Origin of the sequence: Salegentibacter sp. T436, assembly GCF_001932675.1 — a bacterium.
GTDB lineage: Bacteria > Bacteroidota > Bacteroidia > Flavobacteriales > Flavobacteriaceae > Salegentibacter > Salegentibacter agarivorans.
Window position 1 is genome coordinate 984787 of record NZ_CP012872.1, and the last position, 26127, is coordinate 1010913.

General features: G+C 37.8%; 18 protein-coding genes and 1 tRNA gene. 15 read left to right on the forward strand and 4 right to left on the reverse strand.

Annotated features, from left to right (window positions below):
• Window positions 1-14 precede the first annotated feature (14 nt).
• From AO058_RS04310 to dusB, 3 genes are all read left to right on the forward strand, one after another.
• A complete protein-coding gene (locus AO058_RS04310) occupies window positions 15-2963 on the forward strand; it encodes a glycoside hydrolase family 3 N-terminal domain-containing protein (protein WP_075325403.1) in 2949 nt (982 codons plus the stop codon).
• Window positions 2964-3090: 127 nt separating this feature from the next.
• Entirely contained in the window at window positions 3091-5496 is a 2406-nt protein-coding gene (locus AO058_RS04315) for an outer membrane beta-barrel family protein (RefSeq protein WP_075325404.1), read from the forward strand.
• A gap of 194 nt (window positions 5497-5690) precedes the next feature.
• Window positions 5691-6683, forward strand: a complete 993-nt coding sequence (gene dusB / locus AO058_RS04320) for a tRNA dihydrouridine synthase DusB (RefSeq protein WP_075325405.1) — start codon at window positions 5691-5693, stop codon at window positions 6681-6683.
• Between the two features lie 242 nt (window positions 6684-6925).
• Here the strand turns inward: dusB and AO058_RS04325 are convergent, their stop codons facing one another.
• A complete protein-coding gene (locus tag AO058_RS04325; protein ID WP_075325406.1) occupies window positions 6926-8131 on the reverse strand; it encodes an ABC transporter permease in 1206 nt (401 codons plus the stop codon).
• A 1-nt stretch (window position 8132) separates the two neighbouring features.
• Window positions 8133-8528 (reverse strand): 30S ribosome-binding factor RbfA, encoded by a 396-nt coding sequence (gene rbfA, locus AO058_RS04330; protein WP_037318333.1) that lies wholly within the window; start codon window positions 8526-8528, stop codon window positions 8133-8135.
• A gap of 427 nt (window positions 8529-8955) precedes the next feature.
• Between rbfA and mce the strand changes: the two genes are divergently transcribed.
• The gene (mce, locus tag AO058_RS04335; protein ID WP_075325407.1) at window positions 8956-9396 is read left to right on the forward strand and encodes a methylmalonyl-CoA epimerase; all 441 of its coding nucleotides are present in this window, start codon (window positions 8956-8958) and stop codon (window positions 9394-9396) included.
• A gap of 85 nt (window positions 9397-9481) precedes the next feature.
• A tRNA-Ile gene (locus AO058_RS04340) sits at window positions 9482-9558 on the forward strand.
• Window positions 9559-10006: 448 nt separating this feature from the next.
• Here AO058_RS04340 and AO058_RS04345 read toward each other — a convergent pair.
• The gene (locus tag AO058_RS04345; RefSeq protein WP_198036135.1) at window positions 10007-10834 is read right to left on the reverse strand and encodes a sugar phosphate isomerase/epimerase family protein; all 828 of its coding nucleotides are present in this window, start codon (window positions 10832-10834) and stop codon (window positions 10007-10009) included.
• Between the two features lie 336 nt (window positions 10835-11170).
• Here AO058_RS04345 and AO058_RS04350 point away from each other — a divergent pair, with 336 nt between their 5' ends.
• The 7 genes from AO058_RS04350 to AO058_RS04380 all read left to right on the forward strand — a co-directional run bounded on the left by AO058_RS04350 (window position 11171) and on the right by AO058_RS04380 (window position 22337).
• Window positions 11171-12886 (forward strand): GMC oxidoreductase, encoded by a 1716-nt coding sequence (locus AO058_RS04350; protein WP_075325409.1) that lies wholly within the window; start codon window positions 11171-11173, stop codon window positions 12884-12886.
• 35 nt (window positions 12887-12921) lie between these two features.
• Window positions 12922-16137 carry a SusC/RagA family TonB-linked outer membrane protein gene (locus tag AO058_RS04355; RefSeq protein ID WP_075325410.1) on the forward strand — a complete coding sequence of 1072 codons (3216 nt, stop codon included), beginning with the start codon at window positions 12922-12924 and terminating at the stop codon, window positions 16135-16137.
• A gap of 21 nt (window positions 16138-16158) precedes the next feature.
• Entirely contained in the window at window positions 16159-17943 is a 1785-nt protein-coding gene (locus AO058_RS04360) for a RagB/SusD family nutrient uptake outer membrane protein (RefSeq protein WP_075327879.1), read from the forward strand.
• A gap of 115 nt (window positions 17944-18058) precedes the next feature.
• The gene (locus AO058_RS04365) at window positions 18059-19408 is read left to right on the forward strand and encodes a Gfo/Idh/MocA family protein (RefSeq protein WP_075325411.1); all 1350 of its coding nucleotides are present in this window, start codon (window positions 18059-18061) and stop codon (window positions 19406-19408) included.
• A gap of 16 nt (window positions 19409-19424) precedes the next feature.
• A complete protein-coding gene (locus AO058_RS04370; protein WP_075325412.1) occupies window positions 19425-20963 on the forward strand; it encodes a DPP IV N-terminal domain-containing protein in 1539 nt (512 codons plus the stop codon).
• An 18-nt stretch (window positions 20964-20981) separates the two neighbouring features.
• Entirely contained in the window at window positions 20982-21737 is a 756-nt protein-coding gene (locus AO058_RS04375) for a 3-keto-disaccharide hydrolase (protein WP_075325413.1), read from the forward strand.
• A 3-nt stretch (window positions 21738-21740) separates the two neighbouring features.
• On the forward strand, window positions 21741-22337 hold the full coding sequence (locus tag AO058_RS04380) for a 3-keto-disaccharide hydrolase (protein WP_075325414.1): 597 nt from the start codon (window positions 21741-21743) through the stop codon (window positions 22335-22337).
• A gap of 121 nt (window positions 22338-22458) precedes the next feature.
• On the opposite strand, the gene AO058_RS04385 is transcribed toward AO058_RS04380, so the two are convergent.
• The gene (locus tag AO058_RS04385) at window positions 22459-23331 is read right to left on the reverse strand and encodes an AraC family transcriptional regulator (RefSeq protein WP_075325415.1); all 873 of its coding nucleotides are present in this window, start codon (window positions 23329-23331) and stop codon (window positions 22459-22461) included.
• A gap of 439 nt (window positions 23332-23770) precedes the next feature.
• On the opposite strand from AO058_RS04385, the gene AO058_RS18315 reads away from it, so the two are divergent.
• The 3 genes from AO058_RS18315 to AO058_RS04395 all read left to right on the forward strand — a co-directional run bounded on the left by AO058_RS18315 (window position 23771) and on the right by AO058_RS04395 (window position 26123).
• On the forward strand, window positions 23771-23911 hold the full coding sequence (locus AO058_RS18315) for a hypothetical protein (RefSeq protein WP_156858128.1): 141 nt from the start codon (window positions 23771-23773) through the stop codon (window positions 23909-23911).
• A gap of 126 nt (window positions 23912-24037) precedes the next feature.
• A complete protein-coding gene (locus AO058_RS04390) occupies window positions 24038-24271 on the forward strand; it encodes a hypothetical protein (RefSeq protein WP_143083644.1) in 234 nt (77 codons plus the stop codon).
• 13 nt (window positions 24272-24284) lie between these two features.
• Complete coding sequence (locus tag AO058_RS04395) at window positions 24285-26123, forward strand: sodium:solute symporter family protein (protein WP_075325417.1); 1839 nt, start codon at window positions 24285-24287, stop codon at window positions 26121-26123.
• The last annotated feature ends 4 nt before the right edge of the window (window positions 26124-26127 follow it).

Below are 26127 nucleotides of genomic sequence, written 5' to 3' on the forward strand. Positions count from 1 at the left end.
TCAATTGCTGAATAATGAGAAATAAAATATCACGCTTATTCATTTTTTTAATGGCCTTTTTCGGGCTTACACTTCAGGCCCAGGAAAAGGTTAAGAAATCTCCGGAATTTCTTCAATATACCAACAGCAAATGGGTTGACTCTATAATGCAAGAGCTTACTCCAAAAGAGCGAATTGCGCAACTTATTATGGTGGCGGCTTATTCTAACCGGGATAATGCTCATAAAGAAGAAATTCTAAAACTGATTAACGAACAAAAAATTGGCGGATTAATATTTTTCCAGGGTGATCCTGAAACTCAATTAAAGTTGATGAACGATTACCAGTTAGCTTCCGAAGTTCCATTATTGGGAGCGATTGACGCCGAATGGGGACTTGGAATGCGACTGGACAATACCATTAGTTATCCTTATCAAATGGCCCTCGGTGCAATTCGTGACGATAGTTTAGTGTACGATTTAGGGCAGGAAGTGGCCCGCCAAATAAAGCGTACGGGGCTTCATCTTAATTTTGCCCCAGTAGTAGATGTAAATAACAATCCGAATAACCCGGTGATTAATTACCGCTCTTTTGGGGAAAATAAAGAAAATGTTTCCGCAAAAGGAATCGCTTATATGCGTGGGATGCAGGATGCGAATCTGCTAACCACAGCTAAACATTTTCCCGGCCACGGAGATACCGATACCGATTCCCATTATGCGCTTCCGCAGATAAATCATCCTTTTGAAAGATTGGATTCCTTAGAAATGTACCCTTTTAAAGAATTGATAGACGCCGGGATTGGCGGCGTAATGGTGGCGCATTTAAATATTCCGGCACTGGATTCTACCGGGGTTCCTTCTACCTTATCAAAATCTATCATCACCGGAATTTTAAAAGATAGTTTAGGTTTTGAAGGTTTAATCGTGACCGATGCGATGAATATGAAAGGCGTAACCAAGGGAAACGAACCCGGGATTGTAGATAAAGACGCTATTTTAGCGGGTAACGATCTCTTAGAGTTTACAGAAGATGTTCCAAAAGCTATTGAGGAAGTAAATAAAGCCATTAAGCAAGGATTAATTTCTCAAAAACAGTTAGATGAACGGGTAAGAAAAATTCTGGCGGTAAAACAATGGGTTGGTTTGAATGAATTTAAAGCGCAAAGTCCTAAAAATATCCTGAAAGAGATCAATACAGCGGAAGCTAACTTTCTTAACAGAAAACTGGTTGAAGCTTCACTCACCGTATTGAAAAACGAAAAAAGTATACTGCCTTTAAGAAAGCTTGATACTTTAAAGATAGCTTCAGTCTCTTTTGGAGCTTCCAAACAAACCGAATTTCAGAAAACGCTGAATTTATATACCGAAGTAAAAAACTTTCAGTTAAAAGCTGATGCAAAAGCTTCGGAAATCGAAAAAATCAAAGAAAAACTTTCAGAATATAACCTTGTAATTGGTGGAATTCACGACGATAGCCGTTTTCCTAGAAACACCATGAAATTTTCGAAACCTGTACAGGATTTCATTGCAGAACTTGCCGCAAAAGAACTTACAATTTTCAGCTATTTTAAAAATCCATATTCCATAAATAAACTGGATAAAATTGAAAATGCAGCCGGTTTAATTTTAACTTATCAGGATACCAAAACCACACAAGACCTCGCAGCCCAACTTATTTTTGGTGGAGTAGGAGCAAACGGAAGACTTCCGGTGAGTATTGGTGAGAAATTCAAGTCGGGAGACGGGATGGATGTTAAAGGAAAAATAAGATTTAAATATACCCTGCCCGAAGATGCAGGGATGAATTCTGAAAAACTTTTTGGCGGTGTAGATTCCTTAATGCAGGAAGCTATTAAAAAAAAAGCGACGCCGGGAGGGCAAATTCTAGTCGCTAAAGATGGGAAAATCGTTTTACACAAAGCTTACGGTTACCACGAATACAGCGATACCATAAAAGTTAAGAAAACCGATTTGTACGATCTGGCTTCGGTAACAAAAATTTCTTCGGCTTTACCGGCTTTAATGAAATTACAGGACGAGGGAAAATTTGATTTAGAGGCCGGGATAGATGACTACTTGCCGTACTTCAAAAACTCGAATAAAGCGGGCGTTCCTTTTCGGCAAATTCTAACGCACCAGGCCAGGTTTAAACCCTGGATTCCTTATTGGAAAAACACCTTGCGCAAAAATGGAAGCTTTAAATGGTATACTTTTAAGAAAGATTCTTCTGCCAGGTTTCCTATTAAAGTGAGTGAAGATCTTTGGCTACATCGTAATTACCAAAAGAAGATGTTTAAAGCCATCAAGAAATCTGAGCTGGAAGACGAGGCAAAATATAAATATTCGGGTTTAACTTTTTACCTGCTTCCTTCTATAGTTGAAGAAATTAGTGGAGAAGATTTCAGAAAATATATCAATGAAAATTTTTACGATAAACTTGGCGCTACAACTCTAGGTTATAATCCGCTGGAACGCTTTGAAAAAAGTAGAATTGTACCTACAGAACACGATTATTTATTCAGAAAAAAAACCATTCATGGGATGGTACACGATGAAGGTGCGATTATGATGGGTGGAGTTTCGGCTAATGCCGGGCTATTTTCTAATGCCAACGACCTGGCAAAACTGATGCAAATGTACCTGAACATGGGCGAATATGCCGGAGAGCGCTATATTGAAGAAGAAACTTTAAAAGAATGGAGTACGGCACAATTTCCAGAAAATGATAATCACCGTGGGGTAGGTTTTGACAAGCCATATTTAGAATACAAGGGAGAAAGTAGCAACACTGCAAAAGATGCCAGCAAAGCCAGTTTTGGACACACCGGATTTACCGGAATTTACGCCTGGGTAGATCCCGAAGAAGATTTACTCTATCTTTTTCTTTCAAACAGGGTTTTGCCTTCACGGGAAAACACAAGGCTTTACCAATTAAATACCAGAACCAATATTCAGCAGGTTTTGTATGATGCGATAGAATAAATCTCCCAGTCTTATTGCTGCCATTGAGAATAATTCTGAATTAGCGAATAGATTCTTTAAAACTTTTACATTTTATTTAAGAAAGTATATATTTGTTTGATTTTTCCTTAAAGACCATTCAATATATATGACCAAAACTTTTTTCCCACTTCCAGTTACCCTACTTTTTTTATTTACAAATTCTCTAATTGCCCAGCACACTATACAGGGTAAATTGGTTACCGAAACCAATGAGCCTATTGCTTTTGCAAATGTTATATTATTAAATGCCGAAGATTCTACATCGGTATATAAGGGAACTATTTCAGAAGATAATGGTGAGTTTTTGTTTGAGGAAATTGCATCAAACGATTATTTGTTAAAAGTAAGTTTTGTAGGCTATGAAGAATATCTTCAGCAAATTTCGGTCAATTCAGATAAAAAAATAAGAAAGATTACCTTAAAAGAGGGCGCTTCAAATTTAGAGGAAGTAACCATTAACGCCCGTAAACCAAAAATTACCCGAAGCATAGACCGCATTACTTTTGATGTTGAAAATTCTACGCTTTCCAGTGGAAGCAGCTGGGATATTTTAAGACAAACCCCGGGGGTGATTATAGCGCAAGGCCAATTACAGGTTAGAAATTCTTCAGTTACGGTTTATATTAATGACAGAAAAGTGCAACTTACTGCAGATGAATTACAAACCCTTTTACAAAGTTACTCGGCAGAAAATATAAAGTCTATTGAAGTGATTACCAATCCGCCGGCACGTTACGAAGCTGAAGGTGGTGCTATTCTAAATATCAATACCACATCTGCCATTTCACCCGGTTATAAGGGAAGTTTAGAAGGTGCTTACACGCAGGGAATTGTTCCAAAATACCAATTTGGAACCAGTCACTATTGGAAAGGCGATAAGCTTAACGTTTTTGCGAATTATACTTTTAGTCCGCGGAAAGAGATAAAACGAGACGATAGTTATATAAATTTTAGTCCAAATGAAGAATTTGGTCAAAGATGGGAAAGCGATTTTGAAAGAGTTACGCGCTCGCAGGCACATAATGCGAATGTGATTTTGGATTATGATTTCGATGAAAAAAATAAACTAAGTTTTTCTTCGAACCTCTTTTTCTCACCCGACAAGACTTTTGATAATTCGGTGCGAACCGATATTACTACACAGGGAAATACGGCTTTTTCAAACTTTATGACCGATAGTGAGGTTGGTACCGATGAACATAACATTGGCTTAGATCTAACTTATACCCATAAACTTGAAAATGGAGGTAGTTTTTCGGCAGCGGCACATTATACCAGGTTTAACCAGGAGCGTGACCAAAAGGTCGCCACTAATTATTTTGATTCAGCCGGTGAGAATGTTCAAAATATCAATTTCAATACTTCCTCGGGACAAAATATAGAGATTTTTACCGGTCAACTGGATTTTAATAGTTCGTTAGGCGAAATGAGTTTCGATGCCGGGGCAAAGGTTTCAAATATAAATTCTAACAGTGGGATCAACTTTTCTAATGCAGAAAGCCTGGACGATTTGTATGATAATCTTTCAGACGATTTTTATTATGACGAAACAGTTTCTGCGGTTTATATTAATACCTCCAGGGATTGGGAAAAATGGAGTGCGCAAGTTGGTTTAAGAGGAGAGTATACCGATCTTTTGGGAGTGTCTTTATCAACAAATCAGCGAAACCGTCAGGAATATTTTGAATTGTTCCCAACGGCATATTTGCAATATCGAGCTTCAGATAATCATAGTTTTACGCTGGATTATAGCCGAAGAATTGAACGCCCACGTTATGAAAGTTTAAACCCGTTTAGATATTTTTTAAATGAAAACGATTTTAACGCCGGAAACCCGAATTTACGTGCGGCAATTAGCAATAATATTAATCTGAATTATACGCTTTTAGGGCAGTATTTTTTCGATGTGTATTATCGTGATAATGGAAGATCACCTGCAAGTTTAGCTTTTCAGGACAATCAGAACTTAACCATTAGAAGGTTGCAGGCCAATTTATTGGAAAGTAAAAGCTACGGACTCGACATTTTGCACGGCAGATCAATTACCGGCTGGTGGTATGCACAATTATATGCTTCCCTTTTTCACGAAGAGAATACATTTTTAGCGGTAGAAAGCAATAATGCAGAAGTTACCAACGAAATTGATGCTGTTTTTGGACAGTTGTATAATTCATTTACGCTGTCAAAAGACGGAACTTTTTCAGGAAATTTAAGCTTTACCTACGTTTCAGATTATATTACCGGTTCTTATAATTTTGACCCGTTTTCAACTTTAAGCCTTGGAGTAAGAAAAACTTTATGGAATAATCGCGCAGAATTAAGCCTGAATATCAACGATATTTTTAATAATACCAATACCAGGTTAACTTCGCAATATCTAAACCAGGATAATTCCTATTTCGCGCAAGAAGAAATGCGCTATGTGCGGGTTGGATTTAAATATAACTTCGGAAACTTTAGACTGGAAGACAACCAACGCAGCATAGACGCCGTTGAAAGGAATAGGTTATAAAAGGCCGGATATCCTTTATTCCGTCAAACTGAACTTGTTTCAGCTCTTAAGCCTATACTACAATTATATCTTGTTAGATCCTGAAATATCCCGAAGCTTCGGAACAGGATGAGGATTTATAGAAGAGCCGACTTAAATTCCCCCTTTGGGGGTTAGGGGGCTTTTTGTACTTTTGCACTCCAAAATAAACCGAAGTGGCTAAAATAGGAAATATAGATGTAGGAGACTTCCCGTTGCTGTTGGCACCGATGGAAGATGTGAGTGACCCGCCATTCCGTGCGCTTTGCAAGGAGCAGGGCGCCGATGTGGTATATACCGAATTTATATCTTCAGAAGGGCTTATTCGCGATGCAGCGAAAAGTACCATGAAACTTGATATTTACGAAAAAGAACGCCCGGTAGGCATCCAAATCTTTGGAGCCAACCTGGAATCTATGCTACAATCGGTAGAAATTGTAGAGAAATCTGGCCCCGATATTATTGATATTAATTTTGGTTGCCCGGTGAAAAAAGTGGTTTCCAAAGGTGCCGGTGCCGGTATTTTAAAAGATATAGATCTTATGGTTTCCCTTACCGAAGCCATGGTAAAACATACCAATTTACCCGTTACAGTAAAAACCCGTTTGGGTTGGGATAACGATTCTATTAAAATCGTTGAAGTTGCAGAAAGACTTCAGGATGTGGGCTGCAAGGCCATTTCTATTCACGGGAGAACTCGTGTTCAAATGTATAAGGGCGAAGCGAATTGGGCACCAATTGCCGAGGTAAAGAATAATTCACGAATGCATATTCCGGTTTTTGGAAACGGCGATGTTGATACGCCCGAGAGAGCGGTAGAGATGCGAGATAAATTCGGACTCGATGGTGCAATGATTGGTCGCGCCAGTATTGGATATCCCTGGTTTTTTAGAGAAGTAAAGCACTTCTTTGAAACCGGAGAACATTTACCGCCTCCAAATATGCTGGAACGCCTGGATGCTGCAAGGCGTCACCTACAAATGGCTATCGACTGGAAAGGGGAGAAGCTGGGTGTTTTTGAAACCCGCCGCCATTATACCAATTATTTCAAAGGAATCCCCCACTTCAAAGAACACCGCATGAAAATGGTAACCAGCGACGATGCTGCAGATGTCTTTGCCGCCTTTGATGAGGTAGAAAGGGATTTTTCAGATTTCCAGTTTGCTTAATCAATTTAAGCCACGAATTCACGAATATTCATTTGAAAAATATGAAAAGCTCCTCCCCTTATTTTCAAGGGGAGGTGGCCGTGGGCCGGAGGGGTTCCATGTTGCAGAATTTTTGTGTTCTTATTTGTTGGTGTACAACCACCCCTTTCTTCAGCTACGCTGAATTCATTCCCCTCCTCAAAAAGTAGGGGAGCTTTTTGGAAAAATATTCGTGAATTCGTGGCAGAAACACTAAGCTTAATCTAAACCGCTTTTAAAGCTTTTCTACTACTACCCGCCGCTATAAATGAAGCGATAAGCCCTAGAATTCCTATGGTAAATATCACGATTAGAATGTTTTCAAAAGTAATGGCTACGGGATAGGGCAGGCTGGGAGTGATCATAACAAGGTCAAATTGTAGTTGTAGGTAAACCAATAAAACTGCAGCTGATAAACCAATGGCCCCACCTATAATCGTCATAAGGATTCCCTGGGTAAAGAAAATTTGCTTGATCTGACTTTCTGAAGCGCCAAGGTTATATAGTGTTTTAATGTTATCCCGTTTATCGAGTATCACCATAATAATAGAACCGGCAACATTGAAAAGTGCGATTATCAAAACCAGCGTAAAAATAAGATATACCGCTAGATTTTCGGTGTTCAGCATTTTATAAAGAGTCTCGTTGAGTTGTGCCCTGTTTTTTACGATAATATCGTCGCCAAAAAGGTTTATTATTTCAGCGGTTACCGCTTCGGTATCTGCATTTGGAGTTGTTTTAATTTCTATGGCAGAAAATGTATTTTCATCTAATTCTAAAAGATTTCGGGCAAAATTAAGATTGGAGAATACATATTTATCGTCCAGTTCTTCGTTTACACTATAAATTCCGCTAACAATCACTTTTTCCTGGTTAAACGCCTGCCCTGGATTTAAACCGGTAATTTGCCCTTTTCCTGGGCGTGGCACCATTACATTTAAAAGATTTTGGTAATTAAAAATACTAAGTCCCAGTTTTCGGGAAATTCTGTTTCCCACAACCACCTGGGCCTCACTATTGGTTAACCAAGAGCCCGAAACCGCACTGTCTATTTGGGTTACCTGCCGGAAATTGTCATCAACTCCTTTTATAAAAGCCGTGTGATTTTTATTTCGGTAATCTAGAAAAATTCGTTCTTCAATGGTTTTACTGAAATTGGCTATTCCTTCAATTTCAGCGAGTTGATTGGCTTTGTTGTCAGGGAACTGAAAGGTTTTTCCGCTTGACGGGAGAATTTTTAAATCGGGGTCAAATTTATTGGAAAACGAAAGGCTAAAATCCTTTAGTCCGGCGAACCCTGAAAGAACGATAAATAATGAAAAAGCCCCTGCAAAAACGCCTATGGCGGCAATAATGGTAATAATATTAATGGCATTATTGCTGCTTTTGCTAAAAAGATAGCGCCTGGCGATGTAGAAGGGGAACTTCAAATTAAGATTTTTTCCGGCGTTCCAGAAGATCGGGATCAGTGATTGGGTTTTCTTCGCCTTTAATAGATTTTTCTATACCTTCTATATAATCCAGAGAATCGTCCAGGTAGTAATTAATTTCCGGCATTTTTCGCAACTGGTTTTTGGTGCGCTGTGCCATTTCGTGTTTTATCTTAGACTTGCCAAGGTTTATTTCCTCTATAACTTCCTGCGCGTGTTTTTGCGGAAAAATACTGATATAAGCCTTCGCGATAGAAAGATCTGTAGTTACTTTCACTTTAGAGACCGAAATAATCACTCCTGTTCTCCCGGCATCTTTAAGGTTCTTTTGCAGGATATCGGCTAGATCGCGTTGCAAAACTCCTCCTATTTTCTTTTGTCTGTTTGTCTCTTCCATAAGGCAAAAATACTATAATAAATTGGTATACTCCTAAATGTAAAAAACTATGCGTACAAGTCTTAATTTTGAATTATACTATTCTTAAATATTTGACTTGTTCATTTTTTCCCTTGATGAAAAAACGAACCAAAAAAATCTAGGCTTGCGAATCTTTATCTAAATTTTAAGAACTCGCCAATTAAGCTGCTGTTTACATGAAAATTTATGTTGGCTTAAACAGCCTAAAATTTTACGGAAACTTCACTTCAAATTTCACGATAAATTTTCGATAGGCCAAAGTGAACTTATTCAAAAGCAACCTAAGTATTACCTAACCTATTGTAGTAAAGATGTTGTGTTATCTTTTTAAATTTATAGAAGTTTACCCATTTTGAATATATAAAATTAGAAGTTTAACTTGCTTTATCTATTTAAAAAATGAAAAATGAAGAAAATTGAACATATTGGGATTGCAGTGAAGGATATTGAAGCGGCCAATGCCACTTATAATGCGGTTTTTGGCAGTAAGCATTATAAAACCGAAACAGTAAAAAGTGAAGGCGTTAGCACTTCTTTCTTTAAAATTGGAGAAAGTAAAATTGAATTATTAGCGGCTACAAACTCTGAAAGTCCTATTGCTAAGTTTATTGACAAGCGCGGCGAAGGAATTCATCATATAGCTTTTGCGGTAGATGATATTAAAGCTGAAATTGCCAGACTCGAGAATGAAGGTTTTAAGCTGATAAATACTGAACCTAAAGAGGGCGCCGATAATAAGCTGGTGGCTTTTATGCATCCTAAAAGTTCCCACGGGGTTTTGGTAGAATTATGCCAGGAAAAAAGCCCCTCCCCAGCCCTCCCCAAAGGAGAAGGAGCAAGAAATTAAGAAATTGCATTTCACCTTGCAGGAGTTAAAAATATATCATAATATTGCACTCCTAAAATTCGGGTATTGTTGAAATACCTGAATTGGTCCTATAGCTCAGCTGGTTAGAGCACTTGACTCATAATCAAGGGGTCCCTGGTTCGAGCCCAGGTGGGACCACCAATAAAATCAAGCCTTACAGAGATGTAAGGCTTTTTTGTTTCTACTTGGGTACAACATTTATGATTAATTAGTCCCATATTAAAGTTCCCAATCCTGTTGGTAATTTAAAGGTTATGGAGCCTTTTCTTCGAGATACCATCTTATTAATTCACTGAAAAATTGCTGAAAACTTAACCCTTTGTTAGAGATTTTAAACTCTCATCCTTTTAATCATGAGAATAGGTAGATTCTTCATATGTGGAGATACCATACATATGATGAATTTGCAAAATTAAAACTGATCGTTTTTAAATCCTGGGTCAGTGGAAGGGATTTTTACTGAATCTTCATTTCACCTATTCCTAATAAAAATTGTAGTTTGCTAAAGTTTAAACTTTTTTCAAAAGGATTAATTGCCAAACTAAACTTTAAAAGGAAAAATCCCTTGTCGAATTTAATTTTATAAAATTTAAAGTAAATTACTGAGGTGATTATAGCTTTTATTTAGGCTTTTAAATTCAGGCATTTCGAAGTTTTCCTGTTCAAGAATATAATGCTCAACACCAGATACTTTTGCATTATTAAATATTTCTTTATAATTAATATTCCCATTGCCAATCTCCGTATTCAATTCTGGATTTTCTTTATGCATATCTTTTACATGCCATAATTTAAATCTTCCTGGATATTTTTGAAATAATGATATTGGATCGTGCCCTCCTCTAACGATCCAATAAATATCCATTTCAAAGGTAACCATATTTTTATCAGTATTATTTATTAGAATTTCATATCCCGTAGAATCATCCATCCTTTTAAATTCAAAGGCATGATTATGGTAAGCCAGAGTAATTCCTGCTGATTTACAGATTTCTCCCGCTTCGTTAAATTTTTCAGCAATGTTGAGATAATCCGATTTGGATTTCCTAAGATTTTCTGCAATACTTGGAATAATAATGTATTTCTGATCGAGTTCCCTGGCTACTGAAATTATTTCTTTGAAATTTTCAAAGTCCCCTTTAATAAGGGAATTACCGTCGTAATGGCCACTAGGTGATGTCAAGTTATTTTTTGTGAGTTCTTCTTTAAGCTCGGCAACGCTCAATCCCCAAAATTTTCCATCGTTGTATCCATAAGTTTCTATTTCATTAAACCCAATATTGGCTAATTTTCTTAGAATCTTTTTTGGGTTCTGGGAAATTGTATCTCTTAAAGAGTAAAGTTGAATTCCTAATGATTCTTTTTCTTTAGATGTAAAACTAAATCCCGGAGCGATTGAACAGGCTACCAGTGCCAAACCGGTTTGTTTTATAAAATTCCTTCGATGTACCATTGCTTCTATTTTATACTATAAGTTTAATTAATGGGTTTTTTATTTATATAATTCTCTAAACTAAATATAAATAATTATTAAATAATCATATTTTAAACCAAAAAATTGGAGAATGACAGAATAGTATGATAAAGTGACTAAATAGTATTATTCAGAATAGAACTCAAAGTATAATTTAGATCTTAATAATTTGCTAAAAAAAGTTTATAGAGATAACTATAATGTTAAAAAATTTAGCGTCTGTTCAAGGTTTAAGAAATAATGTCTTGTTTTTAAGAATCAAAAATTAATGGATAATAAATGGATAATAAAAATAGCTATAAAAAATATTCTGAAAAATTTGATGCTATCGTTATTGGTACAGGAATTACCGGCGGGTGGGCGGCTAAAGAGCTTTGTGAGGGAGGTCTAAAAACTTTAGTACTTGATCGAGGACGAATGGTGGAGCATATTAAAGATTATCCAACGATGAATGATGATCCCTGGGATTATAAATTTAAAGGCCAGGTTACAAGAGAGGAGCTTAAAAAGCAGGAAAAACAGGCCAGAACGGGTTATACAATTAATGATGCCAGTAAACACTGGTTTGTAAACGATTTGAAACATCCCTATAATGAAGAAAAAAGATTCGACTGGATCAGGGGGTATCATGTAGGAGGTAAATCTCTGATGTGGGCCAGGATGTCATTCCGTTGGAGCGATTTAGATTTTGAGGCAAATAAGAATGACGGACATGGTGTAGATTGGCCTATAAGATATAACGATCTTAAGCCCTGGTATGAAAAAGTAGAAAAATTTATAGGAATTAGCGGTAAAGCTGAAGGCTTACCCCAATTACCCGATAGTATTTTTACGCCTGAAATGCCTCTTAATTGTGTAGAGGAAGAATTAAGGGATGGGGTAGCTGCAAATTTTTCAGATCGACAAATTATTAATTCAAGAGTCGCAAATTTAACCGACCCTGAAGGACGGGAGGGTAGATCAAATTGTCAGTTCAGAAACCGTTGTATAAGAGGCTGCCCTTATGGTGCTTATTTTAGTAGTAATTCTTCGACATTACCTGCTGCAGTGAAAACTGGAAATATGACTCTACGACCAAATTCGATAGTTCATGAAATTGCTTACGATCAAGAACAATCCAAAGCAACTGGGGTGAGAGTAATCGATGCTGAAACCGGAAAAAGAATAGAATTTCAGGCAAATATTATCTTTTGTTGTGCAGGAGCGATACCTACAACCTCAATTCTTATGCAGTCAAAATCTGAAAGGTTTCCCACAGGATTGGGGAATGATAGTGGGGAATTGGGCCATAATCTAATGGATCATCATTTTAAAGTGGGGGCTTCAGGTGTTTCCGAAAATCATCAGCAAGATTATTATAAGGGACGAAAACCTGCTGGTTTTTTTGTGCCTAGATTTCGGAATATCAATGAGGAAACAACTATGAAAGACTTTGTGCGTGGTTATGGGATGCAGGGGGGAGCCAGTAGAACTGACTGGACCCAGGCAATAGGTGAAATGTCATATGGTAAAGAGTTAAAAGAAGCAATAGTAAAACCCGGTAGATGGCGAATAGGAATTAATTGTTTCGGTGAATGTCTTCCTTATCATGAAAATAAAATGACCTTGAATTATGAAAAATTAGATGAGTGGGGATTGCCCACAATAACTTTCGACTGCGAATACAAAGAGAACGAGAAGAAAATGAGGAAAGATGCGAAGGAGCAGGCAGTAGCTATGTTAAAAGCTTCTGGATTTAAAGATGTAAAAGGATATGAGGAAGAATGTTTCCCTGGAAATGGAATTCACGAAATGGGCACGGCAAGAATGGGGAGAGACCCTAGAACTTCAGTACTAAATGGAAATAATCAGCTCCACAATGTGCCGAATGTTTTTGTTACAGATGGAGCTTGTATGACTTCGTCAGCTTCCCAAAACCCTTCTCTAACCTATATGGCAATCACAGCCCGAGCTGCCAATTATGCTATAAAACAATTTAAAAATGAGAGGTCTTAATTTGAAAATAATTTTACTAACCAAAATAGATTAATATGAAGATACCATTATTTATTGTTGTTATGTTACTGTTTCCAGTAACCATTTTCGCTCAAGAGGATGAGATCCTCCTAACTGGTGTGGTACTGGATGCTGATAGCGGTATGCCAGTTCCTAGTGCTAACGTCATTGAAAAGGGAACATCAAATGGTGTATTAACTAATTTTGACGGGGAATTTACTATAGAAGTGCCAGCAGATGCTACATTAGTATTTAGTTATATTGGTTATGCAACTACTGAGATTCAGGTAGAAGGGAGAACGGAAATTGAAGTTTCTTTAGAACCTGAGGCTGCGGCTCTGCAAGAAATTGTTGTTGTGGGTTATGGTTCCCAGAGGAAATCAGATTTAACTGGTGCAGTTTCCGTAGTAGACATGGAATCTATGGGAAGACAGCCCTCTCCTCAGGTAACCGAACAACTTCAGGGACAGGCCTCAGGTGTTACAGTTACAAGTTCTGGGCAGCCTGGAGAACCACCGCAGGTACGTATACGAGGGATTAATACTTTTGGTGACAGTAGTCCTCTTTATGTAGTAGACGGAGTTCCTACCCAGGATATTAACTACCTTAATCCCAATGATATCGCAAATATGCAAGTCTTAAAAGATGCAGGGTCTGCTTCTATTTATGGTGCTCGTGCAGCAAACGGGGTGATAATAATTACCACTAAAAAAGGATCGGGGGATTTAAAAGTGAACTATAATGGGTATTATGGATCTCAAATGGTTCCAAAGGGTAATGTGTATGATATTTTATCCCCTCAGGAACATGCTGATTTAAGATGGGCTGCAATGGAAAATACTAATCCCGGTGAACCAATTACAGATAGACAATACGGGAGTGGAGCTCAACCAACGCTTCCTTACTATATACTTCCCGGTGGTGCAAGCCAGGGAGAGGTAGATGAATCTAGTTATTTTGTAGATCCATTTTACACCGAATCCGGTGCAGTAAATGGATTTAATCAAATTATAAGAGCTAACCAACAAGGGACAAACTGGTTTCAGGAAATCTTTAGTAATGCACCGATTATGAACCATGATATCTCTCTAAGCCAGGGCGGAGAAAAAGGTAATTTCCTTTTCTCTTTAAATTATATGGATCAGGATGGAACTTTAAAAAACACTTATTTTGATAGATATACAGCGAGGGTAAACAGTCAGTTTGATATTTCAGATAATTTTAGAATTGGGGAAAACCTGGCCTACTCACTTTCGGAGGGTAATAGGGTTGCGGTTACAGGAGAAAATCCTATTAATCACGCCTATAGGTCACAACCTATTATCCCTGTCTATGATATAGCAGGCAACTTTGCTGGAACTCAGGCTCCATCACTAGGTAATTCTCAGAATGCAGTAGCTATTCTCGATAGGAACCAAAATAATTTTAGTAGGACGAGTCGTATTTTTGGTAATATTTTTGCTGAACTTGATTTTCTCGAGAATTTTACAGCCAGAACAAGTTTTGGAGGAAGTTATTCCAATACAAATGGTCAGGTTTTTGCCTATCCTACTTATGAAAATGCTGAAAATACTACATATAATCAGTTGACTGAAAATGCCTTTACAGGATACAACTGGACCTGGTCTAATACACTTCAGTACCAAAACAATTTTAATGATTTACATGATATCACTGTTTTAGTAGGAACAGAAGCTTATCATAATCAATATGAAGAGGTGAGTGCCTTAACCCAAGGGTTTTATTCTTTTGATCCTGATTACGTTAATCTCAGTACAGGTTCTGGAACGCAAACTAACTCTGGTTTTTATACTGAAGACGCTTTGTTTTCTGTTTTTGGTAGAGTTGATTACACTCTTAATGAAAGATATTTATTAGGAGCAACCTTACGCCGTGATGCTACTTCCAGGTTTACTAATCCTAGACATGGTTGGTTTCCTGCCGCCAGTGCCGGTTGGAGAATAAGTGAAGAAGCTTTTATGGACGAGGTTCACTGGATAGATGAATTGAAAGTAAGAGGTGGATATGGTGTAATGGGGAACCAGAATAATGTTGACCCTGCTAATGCTTTTACTACTTATGGAAGTAATAGGGTTTCATCTTACTATGATATTAATGGTTCTAATAATAATATAATAGAAGGTTTCCAGCGTTCGCGTATTGGGAATCCAAATGCAAGCTGGGAAAAGAACGTCAATGCAAATGTAGGGGTAGATATGAATTTATTTAAAAGTAAACTTCAAATTTCTGCTGATTATTACCGCAAGGACGTGGTTGACCTATTGTATAATCCGGAACTTACTGGTACCGCAGGTGTATCCACAGTGCCTTATGTAAATATTGCTGAAATGAAAAACAGTGGTTTAGATCTTTCTGCAACTGCATTTTTTGATTTTACCTCAGATTTGAAAATGAACACTACGCTAACACTAACAACTTATGAAAATGAAATTGTAAATATCGCAGATGGAGTTTCTTACTTTGATCAGGAGGCTCGTCGTTTCAATGGTAGTAGTATAGTAAGAAATGCGGTAGGTAATTCTGTAGGCCAGTTTCACGGTTATAATATAATTGGCTTCTGGAATAGCCAGGAAGAAGTAGACGCAGCAAATCAGGAAGCCCAAAATGTATTAAATAATCCAGATGCTGAATACCAATCTGATATTGGGGTAGGTCGTTTTCGTTATGAAGATATAAACGGGGATGGCGTAATTACTAGTGATGATCGTACCTTCTTAGGTAACCCGAACCCTGAGTTTAGTGGTGGGTTAAACTTGGAATTCACATATAAAAACTGGGACTTCAGTACCTTCCTGTATGGAGTGTATGGCAATGATATTTGGAATCAGGTAAAATGGTGGCATGATTTCTATAGTTCCTTTAATGGAGCGAAAAGTAATACAGCCTTATATGATTCCTGGACTCCTAATAATCAAAATGCTTCCGCTCCCATTCAGGAGACCGGTGGAAGCTTTAGTACAGCTAATGTTCCAAATTCCTATTTCGTAGAGGATGGCTCCTATCTTAGGGTTAGAAATATTCAATTAGGATATAGCTTGCCAACAAATATTTTAGATAATGTTGGGTTGGATAGGCTCAGATTATATGTACAAGGAGCTAATCTATTCACCATCACCAACTATTCTGGCGTAGATCCCGAACTAACTGGGACAGCAACAGCTTTTGGTATTGATGAAGGAGCATATCCAACACCCAAGCAGATTATTTTCGGTGTTAATCTTACTTTTTAGATGATAAATAAATATATAGATATGAAAAAAATAGTATATACAATAGTTTTTCTTTCTCTCGGAGTAGGAATCTTCCATAGCTGCTCAGAGGATTTTTTAGATAAACCTGCATATGGAGCTTTAAGCGATGAGGTGCTCGCTGATGAAAAAGGGATTGAGGCACTTTTAATAGGAGCTTATGCCGCTTTAGATGGCCAGGATGTTGTTAATGGTGGTACCGTGGCACTGGGTGGTGGTAACGGTTGGGAAGCAACTCCATCAAACTGGATTTACGGGGATATTACTGGAGGTGATGCGCACAAAGGAAGTGATGGAGGGGATCAACCTCCCATTAATTCAATTGCAACCTTTAGTGCGGACCCGAGTAATGGATTTTTTAATACCAAATGGAAGGCCCTGTATGAAGGAGTAACCCGGACTAATGCGGTTTTAAGACTACTTAATGAAGCAGAGAATATTTCAGAACAATCCAAAGCAAATATTGCTGGTCAAGCGAGGTTTCTTCGAGGCCATTATTATTTTGAGTTAAAAAAAATGTTCAATATGGTACCTTGGATCGATGAAAACAGTGAAAATACGAATCTTCCCAACGATACTGATATATGGCCAAATATTGAGGAAGATTTTAAATTTGCTTACGAGAACCTTCCCTCTACTCAAGATGACGTAGGAAGGGCCAATCGCTGGGCTGCCGGAGCTTATTTAGGTAAAACTTACTTGTACCAGGATAAATTTCCTCTGGCAAAAGAAATATTTACAGAGGTAATTAATTCTGGTGTTACTTCAAATGGTTTGAGCTATGGTTTAGTAGATAATTTTAACCATAACTTCAATGCTGAATTCGAAAATAATGAAGAATCCGTGTTTGCGATTCAAATGGTAGCAAATGATGGAACAAATACTATAGGTAATTCGAATCAGGCCTTGATGCTCGCTTATCCATATAATAGTCCTTTTAGATGTTGTGGTTTTTATCAACCTACACAGGACCTTGTTAATTCTTATCGTACAGATGAAGCTAATGGTTTACCATATTTAGATAATTATAATAACAATCCGGTTAAGAATGACATGGGAATTTTATCTGATGAACCATTTACTCCAGATACTCAATCATTAGATCCAAGGTTGGACTGGACAGTAGGTAGAAGGGATATACCTTATCACGATTGGGGTTACCACCCAGGATATGACTGGGTAAGAGAGCAGTCTTCTGGCGGACCTTATGCTCCTAAAAAACATATTTACTGGCAATACCATGCAGATACCTATTCAGATCAAAGTGCCTGGGCTCCCGGGAACGCAATAAATGTGAATGTAATAAGATTTGCAGATGTACTTTTAATGGCAGCTGAAGCAGAAGCAAAGACAGGAAATTTAAATACTGCCTTAGATTATGTGAACTTGATAAGAGGAAGAATGGCCGATAATTCACAGCATTGGCTCAAAGATTATGTTGATCCGGAAAATCCTTTAGATGGTTTTACCCAGGATTACGCTGCAAATTATAATATAGAAAGATATCCGGAAGGTTATTTTACTTCTGAAGAACAGGCAATGGAGGTGATTATGTATGAAAGACGAATTGAACTGGCAATGGAAGGACATAGGTTCTTTGACCTTGTGCGATGGGGAGTAGCCCAGGAAGTACTAAATAACTTTATTGATTATGAAGGCCAAATCACAACTGATGTTAGGGGTGGTGATTTTAATTCCAATGATGTGTATTTTCCAATACCACAACGTCAAATAGATTTAAGTACTACTGCAGACGGACCGGTTCTGCAACAAAATCCGGGATATTAAAATTTGTAGCCATTGATTAATTTAAGGAGAGTGTTTTTATAAGCACTCTCTTTAATTTTCCAATTTTGTCTAAATAAACCATGGTTTTATTCAATACCCGTATAACTCAATAAGCATGAAAAAACAAAGACGTTCTTTTTTAAAGAACCTTGGCCTCGCAGGAGCTACCGCAGCCATTATGCCCTCTGCTTTTGCCTCTGAAACAAAACAAATTAAGTTCCTGGAAAGAACTGCGGGAGATATATTCGGTTCTAAACCTCTGGGATTAGCTTTAATCGGTGCCGGTGGAATGGGCGTTGCCGATGCAAAAACAGCATTGAAACACGATAATATTAAGATGCTCGCCGTTTGTGATTTGTATGACGGTAGACTGGAAGAATCAAAAACCCGATGGGGTGAAGATATTTTTCTCACTAAAGATTATGAGGATATTCTAAAAGAAGAGGATATTGATGCAGTAATAATCGCTACTCCAGATCACTGGCATAAACAAATAAGCATTGATGCACTAAAAGCAGGCAAACATGTGTACTGTGAAAAACCCATGGTGCATTCAGTGGCGGAGGGACAAGAATTGATTAATGCCTGGAAAAAGTCTGGAAAGGTTTTTATGGTAGGGAGCCAGGGCTTGTCTTCTTTGGGGAATGAAAAAGCTAAAGAATTACTTGCCCAGGGTGCAATTGGCGATATCAATTATGCCGAAGGATTTTGGGCTAGGAATTCACCATTCGGGGCCTGGCAATATCCAATTCCGCCAGATGCTTCTCCTGAAACTGTAGACTGGCAAAAATTTATTGCTAATACTGAAAAACGTCCGTTTGATCCAAAAAGATTCTTTCGATGGAGGAATTATCTTGATTACGGTACTGGAATGGCTGGAGATTTATTTGTTCACCTTTTTTCTAGTCTTCATTTTATAACTAATTCGGTGGGCCCTAACAAAGTTGCAGCAACCGGTGGCCTTAGATATTGGAATGATGGTAGAGAAGTTCCAGACGTATTATTAGGCATGTTTGACTATCCCGACTCCGCGCAACATCCTGCATTTAATCTTTCTCTGCGATGCAATTTCGTTGATGGCACCAGCGGAAGTACCTACCTGAAAATTGTGGGTAGTAAAGGTTCCATGGATGTCACCTGGGACGATGTTATGCTAAAACAAAATGACGTTGCCGCTTCAGATGATCCCTTCATGGAGGAAAAGGGTAAGGAGCAGAGTCCAAAACGTAGTGACCGTAAAAAAATTCTTCCACCTTCAGAAACCTTTTACCAGGTTGAAAAAGGGTATAAAGGAGCTCATTACGATCACTTCGCTAATTTTTTCCATGCTATAAGAACCAATGGTCCGGTAGTAGAGGATCCGGTTTTTGGATTCAGGGCTGCTGCTCCTGCCTTGCTTTGTAATGAAAGCTACAGGCAAAACAAATTTATGGGTTGGGACCCTGTGGAGATGAAAGTGATATGATTCTATAATACTGTAGATGAAAAAACTAATCCTTGGAAGCTTTTTATTAGCCTTATTAATTTCTGCCTTTCCTTTTGAAAATCATTTTTCTCAATATCCGGAAACTACTGAAAGGGATCTAGGAATGTTTGAAAATGAGGTGACCATCCGGGATTCTGCTTTTATTGGAGAGGTGGATTACAACCCAGGACTGCAGGAATATTCGTTTTCAATTTCTGAAGATAAAAAACCTGGCGAAATTCAAGCCTTCCACTATCTCTATAAATCCATACAAGGAGACTTTATTCTTAGAGCTCATTTGAGCTTTGAAAAAGATACTGGTTCCGGATCAAATTCCGGATGGATAATTCGAAATAATCTGAGTTCAGAATCTGCTGAGGTAATCGCTCAGGTAAATAATTTAGGTGCAGCTTCTTTGGAATCTAATACAATTGAAGGTTTAAAATCAGAGAAAATCAAAGTTCCTTTGGCTAAGGCCAATGTGCTCCAATTAGAGAGAAGAGGAGATGTGTATTACTTTTCTTCAGCAAAATTCGGGGAGCCTTTTACAACAGTAAAAATTGAAAATGAGAACCTGGGAAACGAGGTGTTCGCAGGACTTTTCTTTGATCCGGGACGTGAGGGAGCGAATGGAAAAGTAATTGTAAACAACGTAAGGATCATAAAGCCTGCCGGGCCAGATTTTGAGCAGTATCACGAATATCTTGGCAGTAATCTGGAGATTCTGAATGTGGAAACCGGCAAGCGGAAGATTCTGTATACTTCTGCTCATTCCATTCAGGCTCCTAACTGGGTAAATAATGATAAGGACCTTGTCTATAATTCTAATGGTTACCTATACCGTTATGATTTGAAATCGGAAAAAGTGGAGCAAATTGAAACGGGATTTGCAACCAATAATAACAATGATCATGTTTTTTCTTTTGATGAAAGTATTTTAGGAATAAGTCATCATAACCAGGAAGATGATGGGGTCTCCTCCCTTTATATTATGGACCCTGCAGGAGATACGTTTCCGCAGAAAATAACAAAAGATGGCGTAGGAGCTTCGTATCTGCATGGGATATCTCCTGATAATAAAACCCTGCTTTTTACCGGGGAACGTAAGGGTAAAATGGATATTTACAGCATTGATATTGATAATAAGAAAGAAACTCAGTTAACAGATACCGATTATTTGGACGATGGCTCAGAGTATTCACCAGACGGGAAATATATTTATTTTAACTCTAACCGTAAGGACAAGATGCATCTCTGGAGGATGAAACCCGATGGGAGCGAGCAAGAGCAATTAACCTTTGATCCGAATCATAATGATTGGTTCCCACATGTATCACCCGATGGCAAGTGGATCGCTTTCATTTCTTTTCCTCCCGAAATTGATTCAGGAGAACATCCTTTTTATCAGCGCTGCCTGATAAGGCTTATGCCGGTAGATGGGGGTGAACCTAAAGTTATAGCCTACATATACGGTGGGCAGGGCAGCATTAATGTCCCTAGCTGGTCGAGTGACAGTAAACATATAGCCTTTGTCACTAATACCGCGTGTAATTAGAAACATAAATAATAAATTATGAAAAAAATTATTTTAAGCATTTTTACTGTCATGGCAATGATGGCCTGTAAAAATTCTTCTGAAAATTCCGAAAGCGAATCGGAAGTGAAAGCAGAAGAAAAAAATGAAATCTCAAGTCAGGATGAAGATTGGCAATATCTCTTTGACGGCAAAAATGCCGATGGCTGGCGGGCATACAATGGGAAAGAAGGAGAAGGTTTGCCTGATGGATGGATAATAGAAAACAAAACTTTAAAATCTCTCGGAAAAGGTGGTGATATTGGTGGTGATATTGTGTACGAAAAGAAAGAATTTGAGGAGTTTGAACTTTATCTTGAATGGAAGATTTCTCCAGAAGGAAATAGCGGAGTCTTTTACCATGTGATAGAAGATGAAAAATATGACGCACCATACTTTGCCGCTCCCGAATACCAGATCATAGACCAACTTGGTTTTCCGCAGGAACTGGAGCCATGGCAATCTATTGGAGGAGATTATGGAATGTATGATCCTGAATATAATGAAGAAGACCTAAAAGAGATAGGCGAGTGGAATTCCAGCAGAATTAGATTCACTAATGAGAAAGTCACCTACTGGTTGAATGGCGAGAAAACACTGGAATTTGAACCCTGGTCTGAGGATTGGCAAAAAAGAAAAGATGAAGGAAAGTGGAAAGATTTCCCTGATTACGGAAAAGCTAAATCCGGACTAATAGGCCTGCAGGATCACGGCAGTTTTACCTGGTTTAGAAATATAAAAATCAAAGAACTATAAAAGATGAAAAATACAGGAATTTTATTGGCTCTTCTGTTTGTAGCTTTAGTAGGCTGTAAATCGGAATCTCAGCTTTTTAATGGAAAAGATCTTGAGGGATGGCAAGTTTACGGTACCGAACAATGGTATGTAGAAGAAGGTTTACTGGTTGCCCAAAGCGGCCCGGATGCCGAATACGGATACCTGGCAACCGAAGAAAATTATAAAAATTTCGAACTGGAACTGGAATTTCTTCAGGAGGCAGATGGTAACAGCGGAGTTTTCTTTCGTTCAGATATAGAAGGTACAAAGATTTCGGGCTGGCAGGTTGAAGTAGCTCCACCAGACTTGCATACAGGTGGAGTCTATGAATCTTATGGCAGAGGTTGGCTTGTTAAACCCGAAGATAGTAAGGAAGATGTTCTCAATTATGGAGATTGGAATAAGATGAAGATAAGGGTTGAGGGGGATAAGGTTCAAACCTGGCTCAACGGGGAGGAAATGATCAATTTTTCAGACGAAAGAATTGGTGATGCCAATGGAAAAATTGCCCTGCAAATTCACGATGGAGGTGGTATAAAAGTTTTTTGGCGAAATATAAAAATCAAAAATTTAAAGTAAAGTTTTTATTAGTTAGCAGTGTTACAGTTGATTTGTTAGCTAGCGTCTGTTTCTTATAGAAGCAGGCGCTTTTTTTATTCGGAATCAAAGTATTACCAATAATCCCTTAGCGATATCTTTGTTAAAGCACTCTTTTTATACCGCTAAACTCTTCACGAAATTGACTGGGGGTGCAATCTTTACACTTTTTAAAAACTCGGTTAAAGTTAGCAATATTATTAAATCCACATTTAAAAGCAATCTCGGCGATGCTCAGGTCTTTTTCTATTAACCATCGTGAGGCATAACCAATTCTGGTATCATTGATATATTCTATAAAAGTTTTACCGGTTCTCTTTTTTATAAAGCGGTTAAAAGATACCTTGCTCATATTTACCAGTTCTGCAATTTCTGAAAGTAAGATTTTATTATGGTAATTCTCCTGAACGTAATCATAGATTATTTTAATCTTGTCACTGTTTTCAAAATCTTTATATGTGGAAGTGTAAGATGATAACAGCCTTTGGTTTCTTGAGTTTGCCAAATCGTGGAGTATGGAGATAAGTTCCAGAAGATAATCTATACTATCAATTTTAGATAGCTTAAGTAGTTTAGGTTTAATCTCTTCAGTAATTTTTTCTGAAAATAAAATGCCGTGAGTAGATCTTTCAAACATATCTTTTATTGGCTTCATAATACGCTTACTTAGTAATTTTTCCCCAAAAAGATTGTCGTGAAACTGTATTGTGATCTCGTGGATATTATTGCTGCTACAATTGTGTAGCTGCCATCCGTGCTGAATGTTTGGCCCAACCAGTACCAGCTCAATGTTACTAATTTCTTCCATGCTATCTCCCACGATGCGCCTTACACCTTTGCCGTTAATTAGAAGGTTGAGTTCAAATTCAGGATGAAAATGAATAGGGAAATCAAAATCATTTTTAATTCGGTCAAAAACCAGAAAACTATCTTCAGGGGATAAAGGGGTAATTTCCCGATGTATATCTTTATTCATCACATTAGAAGTTTTAGAATAGAGAAAATTTTATCAATAAATGACAAAATCATATTAAGTTAATATATTGAAGCGTGCTATTTTTGGAATTCCTTAACAATTAATCGCTAAAAAATATAATCCCTGCTTTTTAAGGGCTAAATATAAAAGAAGATTTAAGAAATACTAAAGTATTTTTTCAAATCTATAAAATTAAATATTCGGTTTTTATGAATAAATCTATCAAAATCCTGGCACTTATTTTACCAGTCCTATTTCTGTCTTCCTGTAAAACAACTCGGGATATTGATTTTGATAGTATTAAGCTTGCAGATAAACAAGCTTCAAAGGAAACAAAAATTTATATCAAAGAATAAGGGTTATTGCTAAAGAAAGAATTGCTTTTGGCCACGAAGATGCAACAGCTAACGGAATCAACTGGGGGGATAATGTTAAACAGATGAAAAGTGATGACAAAGAAATTACTGGAAAATTCCCGGCTATTCACGGTTTTGAGGTTGGACATATAGAACTGGCTCGGGCGACAAATCTCGACATGGTTTCTTTTAAGCTTATGCGAGGCATATCAAAAAAAGTATAGAAAAGGAGGCATTATTACTTTCAGCTGGTACCTTGATAATCCCGTAACCAATGTAAATTCGTGGGATGCCAGGGCTGCGCAGTACCTCAAATTTTAAAAAAAGCACAGACCAGCAACAAACCTTATGTGCTTACTGAAAGTAGAAACAATAAATTTGGGATGAATGCTCAATGGTGGACCGAAGCTCTTTACCCGGGAATAAAAAATTCTGGTATTGCATGGGTATTGATGTGGCGAAAGGACGGACCAGATCATTATTTCGCTTCCTATAAAGGCGATGTCGCTGAAGAAGATTTTAAAACCTTCGAAGACCTGAAGGAAATACTTTTTTTAAAAGAAATCAGCAAAATTAACTACTAATGAATTTTATCTTATGCTACAAGGCCTGGATATCCTTATTATCTTACTTTATCTTACCGGAACTATATTAATAGGTCTTGCGCTTAGAAAGAGGGCCCATAAAAGTAAAGATGATTACCTAATGGGAGGAAAAAGTCTCCCTTGGTATACGATGGGACTTTCTAATGCCTCGGGAATGTTTGATATTTCCGGAACCATGTGGCTGGTTACGCTCACCTTTGTGTATGGCTTTAAAAGTATATGGATTCCTTGGCTATGGCCTGTTTTTAACCAGGTGTTTCTTATGGTTTACCTTTCGGCCTGGCTTAGAAGATCTAATGTAACCACCGGCGCAGAATGGATCTTATTTAGATTTGATAGCGGCCGTGGTGGTCGTTGGTCTCACGCCATAATTGTGGTTTTCGCTATTTTAAGTTGCCTTGGATTCCTGGCCTATGGCTTCATTGGGTTGGGTAAATTCGTAGAGATATTTATTCCTTGGGAAATTGTTTCAACATATAGTCCATTTGATATTCCTGCTGCTTACCTGCCTCATTTCTATGGAATAATTTTCACCCTTTTTGCCGTGTTTTATTCAGTATTGGGCGGTATGTCTGGTATTGTATGGACCGACGTTTTACAATACGGGATTATGACAGTCTCCTCCATTGTCATTGCGGTAATTGCCTGGCAAGCTATGGGAGAAAATACGCTTAATGTGCCAGAGGGTTGGTTGAATCCATTTTTTGACTGGGAACTAAATATGGACTGGTCAGGTATTATAATAGAGGTAAACTCAAAAATCGTTTCAGATGGATATTCCCTCTTTGGAATTTTCTTTATGCTAATGGTTTTTAAAGGTATTCTCTCCAGTATCGCAGGTCCGGCTCCCAATTATGATATGCAGAAAATTTTATCTACAAAATCCCCTCTGGAAGCCGCAAAGATGAGTGCCTTTTCTATAGCCGCGCTTATTCCAACCCGTTACCTTATGGTTGGTGGTTTTTCAATTTTAGGAATCCTTTTTTATGAAGATCTAAAACTGAGCACGGCTGGAGTAATAGACTTTGAAAAAGTTTTACCGGCTGCTATAGAACAGTTTGTACCTGTAGGCTTACTCGGTTTACTACTTGCCGGTTTGCTGGCCGCGTTTATGTCAACTTTTGCAGGTACCTTAAATGCAGCCCAGGCTTACATTGTTAACGATATTTATTTGAAGTATAAAAACCCACTTGCTTCATCTTCCAAAATTAAACTGATGAACTACAGCAGTGGTATTGTGGTGGTTTTAATAAGTATAGTGCTTGGCTTTTTTGTGCAGGATGTAAATTCAATTTTACAATGGATTGTTTCTGCGCTCTACGGGAGTTACGTAGTATCAAATGTTTTAAAATGGCACTGGTGGCGCTTCAATGGAGAAGGTTATTTCTGGGGTATGCTTGCAGGAATAATCCCAGCACTTGTTTTTCCGATTTTCACAGATACACTGGATCTATATTATTTCCCCATTATCCTTTTAATTTCTATTGCCGGAAGTATTATAGGAACTTATTCTGCACCTCCTACTAATAAAAAGGTACTTAAAGATTTTTATAAGAATACCAGACCCTGGGGGTTTTGGGGACCCATACATCGGGAAATTACCGCAGAGGACCCAAATTTTACCAGGAATAATGGGTTTAGCCGCGACATGATTAATGTGGTAGTGGGAACACTGGGCCAAACCTTGCTGGTGGTTATACCGCTATATCTAATCCTGCATGAAACCCTACCCATGCTGGTGTGCATTGCAATATTAATTGTTTGCATCATTTTTCTTAAAATGAATTGGTGGGATCATATTAAAAAAGAACCAAACATTAAGAATAAATAAGTTC

Excerpts from the sequence above, each read along its gene's own strand:
- AO058_RS04370 (WP_075325412.1), top strand. The coding sequence starts at position 19,425 with ATGAAAAAACTAATCCTTGGAAGCTTTTTATTAGCCTTATTAATTTCT.
- AO058_RS04315 (WP_075325404.1), top strand. The coding sequence starts at position 3,091 with ATGACCAAAACTTTTTTCCCACTTCCAGTTACCCTACTTTTTTTATTT.
- AO058_RS04355 (WP_075325410.1), top strand. The coding sequence starts at position 12,922 with ATGAAGATACCATTATTTATTGTTGTTATGTTACTGTTTCCAGTAACC.
- AO058_RS04365 (WP_075325411.1), top strand. The coding sequence starts at position 18,059 with ATGAAAAAACAAAGACGTTCTTTTTTAAAGAACCTTGGCCTCGCAGGA.
- AO058_RS04310 (WP_075325403.1), top strand. The coding sequence starts at position 15 with ATGAGAAATAAAATATCACGCTTATTCATTTTTTTAATGGCCTTTTTC.
- AO058_RS04375 (WP_075325413.1), top strand. The coding sequence starts at position 20,982 with ATGAAAAAAATTATTTTAAGCATTTTTACTGTCATGGCAATGATGGCC.
- AO058_RS04350 (WP_075325409.1), top strand. The coding sequence starts at position 11,171 with ATGGATAATAAAAATAGCTATAAAAAATATTCTGAAAAATTTGATGCT.
- mce (WP_075325407.1), top strand. The coding sequence starts at position 8,956 with ATGAAGAAAATTGAACATATTGGGATTGCAGTGAAGGATATTGAAGCG.
- AO058_RS04380 (WP_075325414.1), top strand. The coding sequence starts at position 21,741 with ATGAAAAATACAGGAATTTTATTGGCTCTTCTGTTTGTAGCTTTAGTA.
- AO058_RS18315 (WP_156858128.1), top strand. The coding sequence starts at position 23,771 with ATGAAAAGTGATGACAAAGAAATTACTGGAAAATTCCCGGCTATTCAC.
- AO058_RS04385 (WP_075325415.1), bottom strand. The coding sequence starts at position 23,331 with ATGAATAAAGATATACATCGGGAAATTACCCCTTTATCCCCTGAAGAT.
- AO058_RS04395 (WP_075325417.1), top strand. The coding sequence starts at position 24,285 with ATGCTACAAGGCCTGGATATCCTTATTATCTTACTTTATCTTACCGGA.
- rbfA (WP_037318333.1), bottom strand. The coding sequence starts at position 8,528 with ATGGAAGAGACAAACAGACAAAAGAAAATAGGAGGAGTTTTGCAACGC.
- AO058_RS04360 (WP_075327879.1), top strand. The coding sequence starts at position 16,159 with ATGAAAAAAATAGTATATACAATAGTTTTTCTTTCTCTCGGAGTAGGA.